Annotated in this window: 14 protein-coding genes and 3 tRNA genes; all 17 read left to right on the top strand. The window is 68.8% G+C overall.

Going from position 1 to position 16,197, the window contains the following annotated elements:
• Positions 1-38: 38 nt before the first annotated feature.
• Complete coding sequence (locus ABZU74_RS20520) at positions 39-1,229, top strand: epoxide hydrolase family protein (protein WP_355426278.1); 1,191 nt, start codon at positions 39-41, stop codon at positions 1,227-1,229.
• Between the two features lie 878 nt (positions 1,230-2,107).
• Positions 2,108-4,579 (top strand): EAL domain-containing protein, encoded by a 2,472-nt coding sequence (locus ABZU74_RS20515; RefSeq protein WP_355426275.1) that lies wholly within the window; start codon positions 2,108-2,110, stop codon positions 4,577-4,579.
• Between the two features lie 93 nt (positions 4,580-4,672).
• A tRNA-Thr gene (locus tag ABZU74_RS20510) sits at positions 4,673-4,745 on the top strand.
• A 24-nt stretch (positions 4,746-4,769) separates the two neighbouring features.
• Positions 4,770-4,842 (top strand) — tRNA-Met (locus tag ABZU74_RS20505).
• Between the two features lie 133 nt (positions 4,843-4,975).
• Positions 4,976-5,143 carry a 50S ribosomal protein L33 gene (gene rpmG, locus ABZU74_RS20500; protein ID WP_007073056.1) on the top strand — a complete coding sequence of 56 codons (168 nt, stop codon included), beginning with the start codon at positions 4,976-4,978 and terminating at the stop codon, positions 5,141-5,143.
• Between the two features lie 125 nt (positions 5,144-5,268).
• Positions 5,269-5,715 carry a MaoC family dehydratase N-terminal domain-containing protein gene (locus ABZU74_RS20495; RefSeq protein WP_355426070.1) on the top strand — a complete coding sequence of 149 codons (447 nt, stop codon included), beginning with the start codon at positions 5,269-5,271 and terminating at the stop codon, positions 5,713-5,715.
• Between the two features lies 1 nt (position 5,716).
• On the top strand, positions 5,717-6,109 hold the full coding sequence (locus ABZU74_RS20490) for a MaoC family dehydratase (protein ID WP_355426067.1): 393 nt from the start codon (positions 5,717-5,719) through the stop codon (positions 6,107-6,109).
• Positions 6,110-6,238: 129 nt separating this feature from the next.
• A tRNA-Trp gene (locus ABZU74_RS20485) sits at positions 6,239-6,311 on the top strand.
• Positions 6,312-6,524: 213 nt separating this feature from the next.
• The gene (secE, locus tag ABZU74_RS20480; RefSeq protein WP_091403530.1) at positions 6,525-6,914 is read left to right on the top strand and encodes a preprotein translocase subunit SecE; all 390 of its coding nucleotides are present in this window, start codon (positions 6,525-6,527) and stop codon (positions 6,912-6,914) included.
• Positions 6,915-6,952: 38 nt separating this feature from the next.
• The gene (gene nusG / locus ABZU74_RS20475) at positions 6,953-7,675 is read left to right on the top strand and encodes a transcription termination/antitermination protein NusG (protein ID WP_112584800.1); all 723 of its coding nucleotides are present in this window, start codon (positions 6,953-6,955) and stop codon (positions 7,673-7,675) included.
• A 186-nt stretch (positions 7,676-7,861) separates the two neighbouring features.
• Positions 7,862-8,293, top strand: coding sequence for a 50S ribosomal protein L11 (gene rplK, locus ABZU74_RS20470; RefSeq protein ID WP_124820953.1), 432 nt, complete (start codon positions 7,862-7,864; stop codon positions 8,291-8,293).
• 78 nt (positions 8,294-8,371) lie between these two features.
• Positions 8,372-9,088 (top strand): 50S ribosomal protein L1, encoded by a 717-nt coding sequence (gene rplA / locus ABZU74_RS20465; protein ID WP_091402424.1) that lies wholly within the window; start codon positions 8,372-8,374, stop codon positions 9,086-9,088.
• A gap of 80 nt (positions 9,089-9,168) precedes the next feature.
• Positions 9,169-10,059, top strand: a complete 891-nt coding sequence (locus ABZU74_RS20460) for an ATP-binding cassette domain-containing protein (protein WP_355426062.1) — start codon at positions 9,169-9,171, stop codon at positions 10,057-10,059.
• Entirely contained in the window at positions 10,056-10,745 is a 690-nt protein-coding gene (locus tag ABZU74_RS20455; RefSeq protein WP_355426059.1) for a hypothetical protein, read from the top strand. Before ABZU74_RS20460 ends, ABZU74_RS20455 begins: the two co-directional genes overlap by 4 nt.
• Before the next feature lie 339 nt (positions 10,746-11,084).
• Positions 11,085-11,630 carry a 50S ribosomal protein L10 gene (rplJ, locus tag ABZU74_RS20450; protein WP_030329872.1) on the top strand — a complete coding sequence of 182 codons (546 nt, stop codon included), beginning with the start codon at positions 11,085-11,087 and terminating at the stop codon, positions 11,628-11,630.
• A 54-nt stretch (positions 11,631-11,684) separates the two neighbouring features.
• A complete protein-coding gene (gene rplL, locus ABZU74_RS20445) occupies positions 11,685-12,074 on the top strand; it encodes a 50S ribosomal protein L7/L12 (protein ID WP_030329874.1) in 390 nt (129 codons plus the stop codon).
• 569 nt (positions 12,075-12,643) lie between these two features.
• A complete protein-coding gene (locus ABZU74_RS20440; RefSeq protein WP_355426055.1) occupies positions 12,644-16,075 on the top strand; it encodes a DNA-directed RNA polymerase subunit beta in 3,432 nt (1,143 codons plus the stop codon).
• Positions 16,076-16,197: the final 122 nt, after the last annotated feature.

The raw sequence follows: 16,197 nt of genomic DNA, 5'->3' as shown, positions 1-16,197 counted from the left end.
CACCGTCGCTGGCCGACTCGACCTGGCGGGTGGGGAAGATGTCCGACGACAACGAAATTCGTCCCTTCCGGCTCGACACATCGGAGGACGCGATCGCCGATCTGCGTCGCCGGGTGGCGGCCACGCGCTGGCCCACTCGCGAGTTGGTCACGGATCGCTCGCAGGGGGTGCAGTTGGCGACGGTCCAGGAGTTGGCCCGCTACTGGCTGACCGACTACGACTGGCGTGCGTTCGAGACGAAGCTGAACGCCCTGCCGCAGTACACGACCACCATCGACGGCGTGGAGATTCACTTCATCCATGTGCGGTCGCAGCACGAGAACGCCCTGCCGCTGATCATGACGCACGGCTGGCCTGGCTCGGTCGTCGAACTGCTAGGGGTGATCGGCCCGCTCACCGACCCGACCGCGCACGGTGGCTCTCCCGAGGACGCGTTCCACCTGGTGCTGCCGTCCCTGCCCGGCTATGGCTTCTCCGGCGAGCCGACCGAGCCCGGCTGGAACGCCAACCGCATGGCGAGTGCCTGGGCGGTGCTGATGCAGCGCCTCGGCTGCCCGCGCTACGTCGCCCAGGGCGGCGACGTGGGTGCCGCCGTCACGGACGCCATGGGCCGCCAGGGGCCCGACGGGCTGCTCGGCATCCACGTCAACCTGCTCGCCGGGGCGATAGGTATCAAGGACCAACTGCCGACGAATACGGCGCAGGAGCGCGCGGCGCGCGACGCGCTGAACCTGTTCGCGAAGGACGGGTTCGGCTATTTCCTGGAGCAGTCCACTCGACCGCAGACGATCGGGTACTCGCTGCTGGATTCGCCGGTCGGGCTGGCTGCCTGGATGTTCGACCACGACACCGACAGCTACTACAAGATCTCGCGGGCGTTCCTCGACGGCGCACCGACCGGCGGCCTCACCCGCGAGTCCATTGTCGACAACGTCACGCTGTACTGGCTGACCGGCACCGGCACCTCGTCCGCCCGGTGGTACTGGGAGGCCGGGCGGTTTCAGGCCGCGGCCCAGGGGGCCGGTCAGACCCCGCCGCCGGTCTCGGTAGCGGTCGGCTTCACCACGTTCCCCGGCGAGATCTGGGCCGCTCCGCGGAGCTGGGCCGAGGCGGTCTACCCCGGCCTCTCGTACTTCAACGAGGCTGACCGCGGCGGGCACTTCGCGGCCTGGGAGGAGCCGGAGCTCTTCGCCGCCGAGGTGCGGGCCGCGTTCCGGCCGCTGCGGTAGGCCCGAGCCGCGCGGTAGTCCCGAGCCTGCGGTAACTGCTGGCCCTGTGAGGGCGGGCCACGGGTCCACGTGATGGAGCCGTGGAACTCCAGCGGGCAGCCATGGGGGCCTCGCCGATCGGTCGCGAAGGCTACAGACCCTCGAACCGTCCCCCTCCGGCGGTGATAATCGAGAGACTCCGATCCTATGGATCCGACAGGATTGTTGTGTTCAACTGGTCACCGGTTGCGAACCCGGCCCACCGCACCCATCACCCTGGGGAGTTCGCCTGGTCGGGAAGATCCGGTGCCGCCATACCTGCCGGCTTTGCGTTCGCAGCGGGCTTTGTTACTGGAAGCGGCATCCATGACGTAGATCCAAATTGTGGCTATAACTTGAACACGCATCATCTGCGCGTCTCCTGGAACGAGCCAACGACCTTGCTGGGCTTCCGTCGTTGAAGCGTTCGGGCCGGCTGGACGGGCCCGCGCTGCTCAGCCGTCCGACCGCTTTGCGGGCTGCCTCGTGTGTGGCACCATCGTGGAATCTTGCCTTCCCGACACCCCTGCCATGAGGAGCACACGATGTCTGGTCAAAGGCTGGCCCGGCGGGTCGGCATGGTGTTCGCAGTCTTGGCTTTCGCTGTAATGGCAGGCGGGGCTTCCGGGAGTTTCGGGGAGTTTCAGGCTTTTGACTACGTCTGGACGGCGCCGAAGCACTAGTCGAGGCAGGCGACACCAGGGTCGCACTTGACGGTGTCGTCAGCTTCGTCCCCGGCCGCGCGTCCTTCGCGGCAGTGACCGGTAAGGAGTGGGATGGCTGGCCCCCGGTCCGCGTCGGGTGGCTCGGGGTCTCCTCGGCGCCCGGCCCAGTACGCATGGTTCATCACCGGGCCGTTGATGTTCCTGGCCGTCGTCTGCTCGATGACGATCGGGCTGGTGACCCCGAACCGACCGCACCCCTCCGGGTCCTGGGGGCTAGCCGCGGTCCTGCTGGGCGTGATGGTGATCGCCGGCCTGCCGATGCTGAACTTCGTCATCGGGCGGCAGTCCTTCGGGGTGCGGCTCGTCGAGATCCCGCTGGTGCCGGCGTTCGTCTTCCTGCCGCCGCTGATGGTCGTCCTGGTTTACACCCTCTCCACCCTGATCACCCACCTGCGGTACCGCTTCGGCGCGGAGAAGCTGGCCTTCAACGTCGCCAACGCCGCTGCGGCCGTATCGCTGGCCGGTCTCGTCCTGCTGGCGCTCCCGCCGGTCGTGGGCGTCGGACCGCAGACGTGGGGCGTGCTCTTCGCGTCCGTCGGTACCGTCGTGGTGTCGACCCTCGCTGGCGTGGCCGGAGTGATCGCGATCATGCATGGCCGGCACGCCGCGCTGGGTGTGCTGCGCAGCGGGTTGCCATCTCTGCTGGCCAACGGTGTCAACCTCGTGGTCGGGCTGATCGTCCTGATCGCTGTGGACAGCACCTGGTGGTCGGCCGTGCTGATCGTCGTGCTCGGGGTCGCGCTCGCGAAGGTCTACCGGTCGTACGAGCAGTTCTTCCGCCAACACCGGACGCTCGGCGACATGTACGAGCTCACCCAGGCGATGACCGCCAACGGGCAGAGCGGCAACCTGGCCGACGTCCTGCTCGGCCGGATCCGGGGGCTGATGCAGGCTGAGTACGCCACGCTGTGGCTGCCCGCCCAGGGCCGGCACCCGGAGGTGATGCTCACCGCGCGGGTCGACGACGCCGGCCTGTTGGACACGTCACCGACGCCTGTGGTCGTCCGCGAGGAGGCCCGCCGTCAGCGTCGCAGTCTGGCCATGGGTGTTCGCCTCGGGGACGAGGAGAGCCTGCGGGGCTCGCTGCGCGCCACCGGTGTGAAGGACATCATCGTGGTGCCGCTCTACTCGGGTCAGGCGGTGATCGGCACGCTCGAGGTGGTCAACCGGCTCAGCGACGTCGGTCATTTCACGCCCGGCGACATCCCCGTCTTCGAGACGGTCGCCGCGCACGCGGCCGTGGCCCTGGAAAATTCGCGACTGGTCGACCGGCTCCGGCACGACGCGCACCACGACACGTTGACCCGCCTGCCCAACCGGCGGCGGATCACCGGAGCGCTGGACGAGTCGGTCAAGATCCGCGCGCCGGGCGAGGTGGTGGCGCTGCTGCTCTTCGACGTCGACGGGCTGCGTCAGGTCAACGAGTCCCTGGGGCACGCGGCCGGGGACAAGGTCCTCGCCGAGGTCGCCAACCGGTTGCGGGCCAGCGCGCCGTCGTCGGCCTTGGTCGGCCGTGCCGGCGGGGACGAGTTCCTGGTGACGCTGCGGTTGGAGAGCGCCGAGGCGGCGCTTGAGTTGGCCGCTCAACTACGCGACCAGATTCGCGACGAGATGGTCTTCGACGCGCTCACCCTCGACGTGGACACTGCCGTCGGGGTGGCCGTACACCCGGATCACGGCAGCGACGCGGCGACCCTGCTGCTGCGGGTCGACCTCGCCGCCACCGCGGCCAAGTCGGTGCCGGGCAGCGTGCAGCTGTTCAACCCCGCGCTGGAGTCCCGTTCACTGCGCCGGCTGGGCCTGGCCGGCGATCTGCGCCGAGCACTGGACCAGGACGAGCTGGAGGTCTACTTCCAGCCCAAGGTGACTCTGCGGGACCGGCGCCTGGTCGGTGTGGAGTGTCTGGCCCGGTGGGAGCACCCGACGCACGGCACTGTCGCGCCGGAGGACTTCGTGGCGGTGGCCGAGCACACCGGTCAGTTGAGCCGGCTCACCGAGGTGGTGCTCCGCGAGGGCCTGCGCCGCAGTCGGGACTGGGCGCTCGCCGACCAGCCGCTGCCCATCGCGGTCAACCTCTCCGCTCGTACGCTGATCGACCAGCACTTCCCGGACCGGGTCCAGGAGTTGCTGACCGAGTACAAGGTGCCGGCGCAGCGCCTCACGCTGGAGATCACCGAGTCGGGGGTGCTGGACGGCACGGACCGGCCCATCCCCACCCTGCAACGGCTGCGGGATCTCGGCGTACGGCTGTCGGTGGACGACTTCGGCACCGGCGACTCGTCCCTGGCGCATCTGCGCCGGCTGCCGGTGCACGAGGTGAAGGTGGACCGTTCCTTCGTGCAGGGCATGGCGACCGATCCGGGGGACCTGGCGATCGTCAACGCGGTGGTGACCCTCTCCCAGCAGTTCGGCCTGGCCGTGGTGGCCGAGGGGGTGGAGAGCGAGCTGACCCTGGAGCTTCTCCAGGACATCGGCTGTGAGATCGGGCAGGGCTTCCTGTTCAGCCGGCCGTTGCCGTACGAGCGGTTGGCCGCCTGGTTCGGCGCCCAGGTCGAGCCGGAGACGACCTCCAACGGGGAGCTGCCGCGCCTTCGCGTCGTGCCCTGAACAGGGCGCGGACGATCACCGGGGATCCGATTTCACCTGTCGAGCCGGGCCGTGTACTCTTACTCCTGCGCGCCCCACGGGGAGATCGCGCAGGCCCCCTTAGCTCAGTCGGCAGAGCGTCTCCATGGTAAGGAGAAGGTCTACGGTTCGATTCCGTAAGGGGGCTCGAGGGTTCAGCTGGACCCATCGCAGCGGTGTAGCTCAGATGGTAGAGCAAGCGGCTCATAATCGCTGTGTCGCCGGTTCAAGTCCGGCCACCGCTACTCTCGTCTTCCGGGCTGGTTGCCGGTGGTCGTAAGAATGGGCGCTTCTGGCGCCCACTTTGCATGTCCGCGCTGTCAGCGTCTAGGCTGGCGCGTCGTAGTTTGTTTCCGTTAGCGAGGAAGGCACTCCGCCGTGGCGAAGGCTACCGATGTCCGGCCGAAGATCACTTTGGCGTGTGTGGAGTGCAAGGAGCGCAACTACATCACGCGCAAGAACCGCCGCAACGACCCCGACCGCATCGAGCTGAAGAAGTTCTGCCCGCGCGACGGTCGGCACACCGTTCACCGCGAGACCCGCTGATTGCCGCCGGCCTTGGGGCCGGCCGCTGTCGAAGCTTTTCCATCGCCGATCTGACCGGTTTGGCGCGGCTCCGCCGCCGCCTACCGATCAGGTCGGCGATTGGGCATTCCGTGTAGGTTCGCGGCATGTCTCTGGACCCTTCCTTCGTCGGCCGGACCTATCCGCCGACCGCCCCCTACCAGGTGGGCCGAGAAAAGATCCGCGAGTTCGCCACCGCCATCGGCGCCACCGACCCGGCCCACCATGACCCGGAGGCCGCGCGGGCGCTGGGCCACCCCGACGTGGTGGCCCCGCCGACCTTCCCGGTGATCGTGACGATGGCCGCGAGCAGCCAGATCATCGAGGACCCGGCCCTGGGCGTCGACTACAGCCGCCTGGTGCACGGCGATCAGCGGTTCGCGTACACCCGGCCGGTGTTCGCCGGCGACGAGCTGGTCTGCACCAACACCATCGAGGACGTCAGCACCCGGGGTGGGCACGGCTTCCTGACCACGCGCACCGACGTGAGCACCGTCGGCGGGGAACCCGTCGTCGCAGTCTGGGCCCGGTATGTCGTACGCGGGGAGGCGTGAGATGGAGTTGCCAGCACAGACGTTTCGGGTGACCCGCGCGGACCTGGTCCGCTACGCCGGCGCCTCCGGCGACTTCAACCCGATCCACTGGAGTGATCGGGTCGCCACCACCGTGGGTCTGCCCGGGGTGATCGCCCACGGCATGTTCACCATGGCGTTGGTCGGCCGGGCGGTCACCGAGTGGGCCGGTTCGCCGGACGCGGTGGTCGAGTACGGCGTGCGTTTCACCCGGCCGGTGGTGGTCCCGGACGACGACCAGGGGACCGAAATCGAGGTGACCGCGCGGGTCCGTGAGGTGACCGAGGACGGCCTCACCCGACTCGAGGTGACCGCCACCTGCCTGGGTGACAAGGTGCTGTCGCAGGCGCGGGCAACCATCCGAACGGCACCCTGAACCGAGCCCGCCACGCGTGGCGGAGAGACCGGTTGGGAAAGTCGGGCGGCTACCCGTACACTGGTCCGCCGTGGGGCAAGTGACCCCTGCTCGGTCGTCTGTGGCCGCGTGGGGCGAGTGTTGCCGCATAGGGGTGTAGCTCAATTGGCAGAGCAGCGGTCTCCAAAACCGCAGGCTGCAGGTTCAAGTCCTGTCACCCCTGCGCCTCAGGCCTGACCGTTCCCGTGGGTCGCGCCGCCAGCTTGGCGGCGTCCGGCCCGTGGTGGTGGCATCGGCGGGGTGGTTCCGAGGCAATCGGGCCCTCCGGGTGATCCACCGGCCGCGGCCCGTCGCGGGACGGTTGGGTCCGGCCGGCGTGACCAGCGCCGCGTACGCCGCCCGGCGTGCGACCCCAGATTCCGCGACGGAGGGCGAAGTGGCCGACAACAAGCGGCGCGACGACGACGGCGACGATCGTCTGGACGACGAGGTCGTCGACGACGTGGCCGACGACGACGCCTCCGGCGCGGACGAGCCGGTTTCCCGAGGAGGCACCGCCACGCGGTCCCGTGCCCGGGCGGAGTCGGCGGACAGCCGACCGACCACCCGGTCGGAGACGGGTCGGGTGGGCGTCTTCGGCCGCATCGCCCGGTTTTTCCGCGAGGTCGTAGCCGAACTGCGTAAGGTCATCTGGCCGACCCGCAAGGAGTTGCTGACCTACACCGCCGTGGTGGTGGCGTTCGTCGCGGTGATGCTGACGATCGTGGGTGTGCTGGACTTCGGCTTCGCCAAGGTCGTGTTGTTTGTCTTTGGCAACTCGGACTGACCGGCTGCCTCCAGCCATAGTGACGGAAGTGAGCGAGCGTGCCTGAGTACGACGAGACCGCCGGACCGGTGGACGAGCAGTCCACGGTCGCGACGGCGGCTGGTGACGAGTCGGTTGAGGCCGCCAGCGAGCCGGAGTTCCCAACGACCGAGCCCGCACCGGACGAGGACTACGACCCCGTCGCGGAGCTGAGGCAGAAGCTGCGCTACGCGCCGGGTGACTGGTACGTGGTGCACTCGTACGCCGGCTACGAGAACAAGGTCAAGACCAACCTCGAGACCCGGATCACGAGCCTCGACATGGAGGACTTCATCTACCAGGTCGAGGTGCCGACCCGGGAAGAGGTCGAGGTCAAGAACGGTAAGCGTTCGCAGATCCAGGCCAAGGTCTTCCCGGGCTACATCCTGGTCCGGATGGAGCTCACCGCCGAGTCCTACTCCTGTGTCCGGAACACCCCGGGTGTGACCGGCTTCGTCGGCGCGACCGACCGGGCCGACCGGCCCGCTCCGCTCTCGCTCGACGAGGTGCTGAAGTGGCTGGCGCCGGCTGTCGAGACCGAGCAGAAGAAGGCGAAGCCGGAGATCAAGGTCCTCGACTTCGAGGTGGGCGACTCCGTCACCGTCACCGACGGCGCGTTCGCGTCGCTGCCGGCCACGATCAGCGAGATCAACGCCGACCAGCAGAAGCTCAAGGTGCTGGTGTCGATCTTCGGTCGCGAGACTCCGGTGGAGCTCAACTTCAACCAGGTCGCCAAGATCTGATTGGTCGTCGGCGGCGGGCCCGGCCCGCCGCCGACGTCGGCGTACGCGCTCTCGCTCGACCTCGGCGGACGAGTGGGCTGCGGCCTGCGCTACTCTTGAATGTCGCCGCTGTCGCACCGCGCTGACCGTGCGCGCCCGAGGGCGGCGACAGCCGCATTTTCCCAGCTCCAAGCCCCAGGAAGTGACATGCCTCCGAAGAAGAAGCTCGTCAAGACGTTCACGCTTCAGCTGCCGGCGGGCCAGGCCACGCCGGCGCCGCCGGTCGGCCCCGCGCTCGGCCAGCACGGCGTGAACATCATGGAGTTCTGCAAGTCCTACAACGCGCAGACCGAGTCTCAGCGGGGCGACATCGTCCCCGCCGAGATCAGCGTGTACGAGGACCGGTCCTTCACGTTCGTGCTGAAGACCCCGCCCGCTGCCCGGCTGCTGATCAAGGCCGCCGGTGTGCAGAAGGGTTCGGGTGTTCCGCAGTCCGAGAAGGTCGGCTCGGTCAGCCGCGCCCAGCTGCGTGAGATCGCCGAGAAGAAGATGGCCGACCTCAACGCCAACGACATCGCCCAGGCCGAGAAGATCATCGCCGGCACCGCCCGGTCGATGGGCATCACCGTCAACGACTGACGTCGGCCCCGGCCTTCGACCCGACCGTGGGAGGGCTCGCGCCGAGCGGCCCGCCAGAGACCACAGGAGTAATCAGCAATGCAGCGCAGCAAGAGCTACCGCAAGGCCGCCGATGTCATCGACCGGTCGAAGCTCTACACCCCCACCGAGGCCGTGAAGCTGGCCAAGGAGACCACCAACGTCAAGTTCGACGCCACGGTCGAGGTCGCCATGCGCCTCGGCGTCGACCCCCGCAAGGCGGACCAGATGGTCCGCGGCACGGTCAACCTGCCGCACGGCACCGGTAAGACCGCCCGCGTGATCGTGTTCGCCAGTGGCGCGAAGGCCGAAGAGGCCGCCGCCGCGGGTGCGGACGAGGTGGGCACCGATGAGCTGGTCGCCCGGATCCAGGGTGGTTGGCTCGACTTCGACGCGGCGATTGCCACGCCGGACCAGATGGCCAAGATCGGCCGGATCGCGCGGATCCTGGGCCCGCGCGGTCTCATGCCGAACCCGAAGACCGGCACGGTGACCATGGACGTCACCAAGGCGGTGCAGGACATCAAGGGCGGCAAGATCACCTTCCGGGTGGACAAGCACTCCAACCTGCACCTGATCATCGGCAAGGCCTCCTTCACGGAGACCCAGCTGGTGGACAACTACGCTGCGGTGCTCGACGAGGTGCTGCGTGCCAAGCCGTCGGCGGCCAAGGGCAAGTACCTCCGCAAGGTCATCCTGACCACCACGATGGGCCCGGGCGTCCCGGTCGACCCGAACCTGGTGAAGAACCTTCGGGAGGACCAGGCCGACGCCTGAGTCGACAGTTCGCTCCACCGGGGCGTCGCCACGACAGTGGCGGCGCCCCGGCGCGTTTGAGGTGTGGCAGGCTCGACCCCATGCGGCTGGAGAACGTCTGGTTGCGGTACCACCGGCGGGGGCCGTGGGTGCTGCAGGGCATCGACGTGCGGATCGGTCCCGGCGAGGCGGCGATCGTGCTGGGCCGCAACGGGGTGGGCAAGTCGACACTGCTCCAGGTGGCCGCGGGGGTCCTCCGACCGGGCCGGGGCCGGGTCACCGACCGGCCGGAGCGGGTGGGCTGGGTGCCGGAGCGTTTCCCCGCCGACCAACCGTTCACGGTGACCCGCTACCTGACCGGGATGGCCCGGGTGGCGGGGCTGGGCAGGGCCGCGGCCGACGAGGCGGTGACCTCCTGGACCGACCGGCTCGGGCTGTCCGCCTTCCGCTCGGTCCGGCTGCCGGAGTTGTCGAAGGGCACCGCGCAGAAGGTCGGCCTGGCCCAGGCCATGCTGCGCCCGCCGGGCCTGCTGGTCCTCGACGAGCCGTGGGAGGGGCTGGACGCCACCACCCGCGAGTTGGTGCCCGAACTGATCGCCGAGGTGCTCGCTGCTGACGGGTCGGTGCTGGTCAGCGACCACCGCGGCGAGACGGTCCGACTGCCGGCCGCGCGCCGCTGGTTGGTGGCCGACGGCTCGCTCTCCGAGGAGACGTCGTCGACGGACGAGACGTTCGCGGTGGTCGAGGTCGCGGTGCCGGCCGCGCGGGTCGCCGGCACCGTCGCCCGGTTGCGCGCCGAGGGCCACCAGGTGCTGGGGGTACGCTCCGACGCCGCCCCCGCCGCACTCCTGGCGCGGCCCGCTGAGCCGTTGCGGCCTGCCGGTGCCGCCCGACCCGCCGAGCCGTCGCTCGGGCTGGCCGGGGAGTTGGCAGCGGAGCAGCCGGAGACCGCCGACGCCGCGGTCGAGCCCGCGGCGGGGGAGGCCCGGTGACCGCCCTGGTCCGGATGCGGTTGGCCGGTTTCCTACGGACCGGCCGGGCGCTGGCACCGTTGCTGGCCGGCCTGATCACGCTCGGCACCCTCTACGGCGGTGGCCGCGCCCAGCCGGCGGAGGCGTACGGCGTCTCCGCGGTGGTGCTCTTCCCGGTGCTGGCCTGGCAGACCAAGATCCTGTTGGACGTCGAGCCGGACGTGCAGCGTCGACTGGCGCAGGTGACGGTCGGGGTGGCGCGGGAGCGGTTGGCCGGGCTGTTCGCCGCCGCGGTGGCGGCGCTGGTGACGGTGGCCGTCGCGCTGCTCTTTCCGTGGCTGGTCGGTGGGGTGTCCGGCCCGGTCGACCTGGGGGACCGGTCGATTCCGGTCGGGCTCGCGCTGGGATTGTGGGCGCACCTGCTGGTCGTACCCGCTGCGGTTGCTCTCGGGGCGTTGGCCAGCCGGGCGTCGGTGGGCGGCGCCGGGTACGGCGTCGCTGTGTTGGCCCTCGGCGGGGTCGGCGCTGTGGTGCTCGGTCTGACCGGCTCGGTGGCCCCCTGGCTGGCGCCGCCGATCATGGCCGCCGCTCGCACCACCGGCGGCGACGCCGCCGCGCTGACCCTGCTGGGGCTGAGCGGGTGGGCGGTGGCCTGGAGCGCGGCGGTCGTCGGCGGCTACCTGTGGCGGCGGCGGGCCCAGGGCTGACCTGACCGCAGCCGGTGGCGCGGCTCACAGGCCGCGATTTGGTGCTGATGACCCGGGCGCGTACTCTTCAAACGTCATCCGTGTTCTCATGGATGAGGAACCACCCAAAGACCGCTGGTCACCGTGCTTCGGCACGGTCGAAGGTCCCGCGACGACGGGCGACCCGCGTAGGGCGGCAAGCGTAACTCGGCAGTGAACGTGGTCCGCCGACCATGATGATCCGCCGGCCCTCGCCCCGTGCGCCCTGCGCCGGGGCTTTTTCGTTGTCGTGCTGCCTCCGCCCCCGTTCCGGCTTCGGCCGAATCGGGGACCAGCCTCGAGTAACGAGAGAGGAGGGACATGGCGGACAAGCCGATCCGGGCCGACAAGGCCACGGCCGTCGCTGAGCTGACCGAGAGCTTCCGCAGCTCGGGCGCCACCGTGCTGACCGAGTACCGCGGTCTGACGGTTTCCCAGCTCACCCAGCTTCGGCGCTCGCTCGGCGCCGATACCAGCTACACGGTCGCGAAGAACACGCTGGCCAAGCGTGCTGCGACGGACGCGGGCATCACCGGCCTCGACGAGCTGTTCACCGGTCCTACCGCGCTGACTTTCGTTTCGGGCGACGTCGTCGAGGCGGCGAAGGGGCTTCGCGACTTCGCGAAGGCCAACCCGAAGCTCGTCATCAAGGGCGGTGTCTTCGAGGGCAAGGCCATTTCCGCGGCCGAGGTCACGAAGCTCGCCGACCTGGAGTCCCGCGAGGTGCTGCTGGCCAAGCTGGCCGGCGCGATGAAGGGCAACCTGAGCAAGGCCGCGGCCCTGTTCCAGGCCCCGCTGTCGAAGACCGCCCGTCTGGCGGCTGCACTGCAGGACAAGCGCGAGAAGGAGGGCGCCGAGGCGGCCTGAGGCCCCCACGGCGCACCAGTTCTTACTTAACAGAATCAGGAAAGGACGCCAGATATGGCGAAGCTCAGCACCGACGAGCTGCTCGACGCGTTCAAGGAGATGACGCTGATCGAGCTCTCTGAGTTCGTGAAGCAGTTCGAGGAGACCTTCGAGGTCACCGCCGCCGCTCCGGTCGCGGTTGCCGCTGCCGGTGGTGGCGCCGGTGGCGCCGCTGCCCCGGCCGAGGAGGAGAAGGACGAGTTCGACGTCATCCTCGAGGCCGACGGTGGCAAGAAGATCCAGGTCATCAAGGTCGTGCGTGAGCTGACCGGCCTGGGCCTCAAGGAGGCCAAGGACGCGGTTGAGTCCGCGCCGAAGGCCATCCTGGAGAAGGTCAACAAGGAGACCGCCGACAAGGCGAAGGCCAAGCTCGAGGGCGAGGGCGCCAAGGTCACCCTCAAGTGACCTGACGCTCCACCAACGCGTACCCGGCTCGTGAGCCGGGACACCATCGCGTCGCGGCGGGCGGTGATCCGACACGGATCACCGCCCGCCGTATTGGTGCAGTGCGCTCCGACCGGCCCTGAGCTGGGCTCCGACCAGCGGCTCCGTGGACCGGAACGAGGGCGGCGGGTCGCTCTCCAGGGGGAAACACGCAGCAAGGGGAATACCGGCCCTTGACGCGGCCCGGGGCTGCCAGGCACGCTGACACCAGCAAGACACCGCGCTTGCGACGGCCACGACGTGGGTATGACAGCGGCGGCACCATCGGCCGCGGTAACCCGAGCGGCCCAGTGGGGAGTTGCGTTCTGAGCGGCCCGGCAGACCCCGGTTGACGGGGGCCGAGGCGCGCTCCGCAAACAACCTGCGGGGTGGGCTGGACAGCGGTTAGCCTCTCGGCTACACTGCTAGTTTGCGCTGCCTTCCGACTTGACCCCTGCTCGGAAATGTCCGTTTACGGATATTTCTGGTGGGGTCATTGGAGTGCACGCGTACCAGCCGTTCTGCAGCACCGGTCCTCGGAAGGACGCATCTTGGCAGCTTCCCGCCCTGCGAAGACCAGTCGTACGTCGAGCGCATTCGCTCCCCGCCGAGTTTCATTCGGCAGGATCACCGAACACCTCGAGGTCCCCAACCTCCTTGCCATTCAGAACGAGTCCTTCGACTGGCTCGTCGGCAACGAGGCTTGGCAGGGCCGGTCGGCGGACGACCCGCACGCACGATCGGGTCTCGCGGAGATCCTTGAAGAGATCAGTCCCATTGAGGACTTCTCCGGCACCATGTCGCTCTCCTTCTCAGCGCCGCGCTTCGACGAGGTCAAGGCCTCGATCGAGGAGTGCAAGGAGAAGGACCTGACCTACTGCGCTCCGCTCTTCGTGACCGCGGAGTTCACCAACAACACCACTGGCGAGATCAAGAGCCAGACGGTGTTCATGGGTGACTTCCCGATGATGACGCCCAAGGGCACCTTCGTCATCAACGGCACCGAGCGTGTCGTGGTCAGCCAGCTCGTCCGGTCCCCGGGCGTGTACTTCGACAAGCAGCCGGACAAGACCTCCGACCGCGACCTCTCCAGCGTCAAGGTCATCCCGAGTCGGGGTGCCTGGCTGGAGTTCGACATCGACAAGCGCGACACGGTCGGCGTACGCATCGACCGTAAGCGTCGGCAGGCCGTCACCGTCCTGCTCAAGGCCATCGGATGGTCGGCCGAGCGGATCCGTGAGCGGTTCGGCTGGTCCGAGCTGATGATGACCACGCTCGAGAAGGACCACATCGCCGGCGCCGACGAGGCGCTGCTCGACATCTACCGCAAGCTGCGCCCTGGCGAGCCGCCGACGCGCGAGAACGCCCAGACCCTGCTCGACAACCTCTTCTTCAACCCGAAGAGGTACGACGTCGCCAAGGTTGGGCGCTACAAGTTCAACAAGAAGCTCGAAGTCGACGTGCCGATCACCACCGGCACGCTGACCGAGGACGACATCGTCGCCACCGTGGAGTACCTGTGCCGGCTGCACGCCGGTGAGGACGGCTACGAGGCCGACGACATCGACCACTTCGGTAACCGGCGTCTGCGTACCGTGGGCGAGCTGATCCAGAACCAGGTCCGGGTCGGTCTGTCCCGGATGGAGCGGGTCGTCCGCGAGCGGATGACCACGCAGGACGTCGAGGCGATCACCCCGCAGACCCTGATCAACATCCGCCCGGTGGTGGCGGCGATCAAGGAGTTCTTCGGGACGTCTCAGCTGTCCCAGTTCATGGACCAGACCAACCCGCTGGCGGGCCTGACCCACCGGCGTCGGCTGAGCGCGCTCGGCCCGGGTGGTCTGTCCCGGGAGCGGGCCGGCTTCGAGGTCCGCGACGTGCACCCGTCCCACTACGGCCGGATGTGCCCGATCGAGACGCCGGAAGGCCCGAACATCGGCCTGATCGGCGCGCTGTCCACCTTCGCCCGGGTCAACCCGTTCGGCTTCATCGAGACGCCGTACCGGAAGGTCGTCGAGGGTCGGGTCACCGACCAGATCGACTACCTGACCGCGGACGAGGAGGACCGGTTCGTCAAGGCCCAGGCCAACGCGCGCCTGAAGGCTGACGGCACGTTCGCCGAGGAGCGGGTGCTCTGCCGTCGTAAGGGCGGCGAGACCGAGGACGTCGTCCCCGGTGCCGTCGACTACATGGACGTCTCGCCCCGGCAGATGACCTCGGTCGCGACCGCCATGATCCCGTTCCTTGAGCACGACGACGCCAACCGGGCACTGATGGGCGCGAACATGCAGCGCCAGGCGGTGCCGCTGGTCAAGGCCGAGGCGCCGCTCGTGGGTACGGGCATGGAGTACCGTGCCGCGGTCGACGCTGGCGACGTGGTTGTCGCCGAGGTCGGCGGTGTGATCGAGGATCTCTGCGCCGACTACGTCACCATCCACCAGGATGACGGCCACCGCCGGACGTACCTGCTGCACAAGTTCCGCCGCTCCAACGCCGGCTCCTGCGTCAACCAGAAGCCGGTGGTCTTCGAGGGCGACCGCGTCGAGGCCGGTCAGGTCATCGCCGACGGTCCGTGCACCGACGAGGGCGAGATGGCGCTCGGACGCAACCTGCTGGTGGCGTTCATGTGCTGGGAGGGCCACAACTACGAGGACGCGATCATCCTGTCGCAGCGCCTCGTGCAGCAGGACGTGCTCACCTCGATCCACATCGAGGAGCACGAGGTCGACGCCCGGGACACCAAGCTTGGCCCGGAGGAGATCACCCGCGACATCCCGAACGTCAGCGAGGAAATGCTCGCTGACCTCGACGAGCGCGGCATCATCCGGATCGGTGCCGAGGTCGTCCCCGGTGACATCCTGGTCGGCAAGGTCACGCCCAAGGGTGAGACCGAGCTGACCCCGGAGGAGCGGCTGCTCCGCGCGATCTTCGGTGAGAAGGCGCGTGAGGTTCGGGACACCTCGCTGAAGGTGCCGCACGGCGAGACCGGCACGGTCATCGGTGTGCGCACGTTCTCCCGCGAGGACGGCGACGAGTTGCCGCCGGGTGTCAACGAGCTGGTCCGGGTTTACGTCGCCCAGAAGCGCAAGATCCAGGACGGCGACAAGCTCGCCGGCCGGCACGGCAACAAGGGTGTCATCTCGAAGATCCTGCCGATCGAGGACATGCCGTTCCTTGAGGACGGCACCCCGGTCGACATCGTGCTCAACCCGCTCGGTGTGCCGAGCCGGATGAACATCGGCCAGGTGCTGGAGACCCACCTCGGTTGGGTCGCCAAGACCGGTTGGAAGGTCGAGGGTGACGACGCCGACTGGAAGCGCCAGCTCCGCTCGATCGACGCGCACGAGTCCGAGGGTGACACCAACGTGGCCACCCCGGTCTTCGACGGTGCCCGCGAGGAGGAGATCTCCGGTCTGCTCGAGTCGACCCTGCCCAACCGGGACGGCAAGCAGCTGATCGGGCGTACCGGCAAGGCGCAGCTGTTCGACGGTCGTTCCGGTGAGCCGCTGCCGGACCCGATCGCGGTCGGCTACGTCTACATCCTGAAGCTCAACCACCTGGTCGACGACAAGATCCACGCTCGGTCGACCGGCCCGTACTCGATGATCACGCAGCAGCCGCTGGGTGGTAAGGCGCAGTTCGGTGGTCAGCGTTTCGGTGAGATGGAGTGCTGGGCGATGCAGGCGTACGGCGCTGCCTACGCCCTGCAGGAGCTGCTCACGATCAAGTCCGACGACGTGCTCGGCCGAGTGAAGGTCTACGAGGCCATCGTCAAGGGCGAGAACATCCCGGAGCCGGGCATCCCGGAGTCGTTCAAGGTGCTGCTCAAGGAGCTGCAGTCGCTGTGCCTCAACGTTGAGGTGCTTTCCAGCGACGGTGTGGCCCTGGAGATGCGCGAGACCGACGACGAGGTGTTCCGGGCCGCTGAGGAGCTGGGCATCGACCTGTCCCGGCGCGAGCCGAGCTCGGTCGAAGAGGTCTGAGGTGAGCGGTCGGGGGGGGGGGGGGGGGGCCCCCCCCCCCCCCCCCCCCGGAACGGGCCCCCCCCCCCCCCCGCGGAAACATGGCGGGCGACACACACCAAAAAACACGAAGCAAAAAAAAA

Source organism: Micromonospora sp. NPDC005171 (assembly GCF_040608575.1).
GTDB lineage: Bacteria > Actinomycetota > Actinomycetes > Mycobacteriales > Micromonosporaceae > Micromonospora.
Note: the sequence above shows the minus strand (reverse complement) of the source record. Positions and strands in the feature narration are given on the sequence as shown.